At 62.0% G+C, this 1,224-nt stretch carries 1 protein-coding gene; it reads right to left on the reverse strand.

Annotation, left to right across the window (positions count from 1 at the left end):
- Nucleotides 1-740: 740 nt before the first annotated feature.
- On the reverse strand, nt 741-1,224 hold a 484-nt coding region (locus G5C50_RS32105), incomplete at its 5' end, for an efflux RND transporter permease subunit (protein WP_165076177.1).

The following is a 1,224-nucleotide window of genomic DNA, read 5'->3' on the forward strand; positions in this document are numbered from 1 at the left end:
GAACTGGGAAATCGGCAGGGTGTTGATGGCCAGAGCGCCGAGGAACACGATCAAAATCGAGATGACGATGGCCAACGCCGGTCGGTGTAGGATGTTTGCGAACATGACCTTGAGACGCCCTCTCTGGCTTCCATATCCGGAAGCCATGCTCGAGACAGCTTGATCGGTTTCCTCACCCCGCCACGGCCGTTATTCCGCCTTGTGCTTCATGTGCGGGAAAATCGCCGCCGACTGACGAAACTCTCGCGTGCTCTTCGAGAATCTACCAGATTTGGAGAACCGAAGGGCGGGCGTCCGGCCGGCCATCATTTCCGCATCCGGCTCCTTACCATAGTAGCCGCGATCCCACAACGCCGCATACGGGCCCAGGGTTCGACGACGCCGGCCGACGGTTATGCGTGCAGGCCCTCGCGGCCGTCGAAGGACGTCGGAACCACGCCCGGAGGACGGGGCGTCGTCGGATCGACAGGAGTTCAGGCAAGACACACAGGGCGGATCGGCAATCGACGCCCTGTCCTGGAGCAGGAAGCGCTCCATGCACGAACTGAAAGACGGCTATCTGGTCGGGTTTCGTCGATGCGTCGGGCTCGGTCCCTGAAGAGGGTCCAAGCAGCACGACACACCGATTCATTGGACCATACTCTGCACGCATAGTCCATATCCAGCCTCGTGTCGATGGGAGCCGGACGGCCGACGTCGGTCGTCCGGCTCGAAACCTCCCTCTCCCTCTCAACAAGGACTTAGTGCGAGTGCGGGGCCGCGTGCAGCATCCGTTCGCTGACGGGCTCGTCCGACTCGTCGTCGAGGAGCTTCCCCTTGTCGGCGATCATGCCGAACACGTAATAGAGTCCGGGGATCACCAGGACGCCGATCACCGTACCCACGAGCATGCCCCCAACTGCCGCCGACCCGATGGTCCGGTTGCCGATGGCCCCGGGGCCGGTCGCCACCACCAGCGGCAGCAGACCCGCGATGAACGCGAACGACGTCATCAGAATCGGCCGGAATCGCAGCTTGCCACCCTCGATCGCGGCTTCCTTGATACTCAATCCTTCTCGGTGGCGCTGGACGGCGAACTCGACGATCAAGATCGCGTTCTTGCCCAGCAGACCCACCAGCATGACCAGGCCGATCTGAGCGTACACGTCGTTCGCAAGACCCATCACCTTCAGCATGAAGAACGTCCCGAACAACCCCACCGGCAGCGACGAAATCACCGCCAAT

The organism is Paludisphaera rhizosphaerae (assembly GCF_011065895.1).
GTDB classification, from domain to species: Bacteria; Planctomycetota; Planctomycetia; order Isosphaerales; family Isosphaeraceae; genus Paludisphaera; species Paludisphaera rhizosphaerae.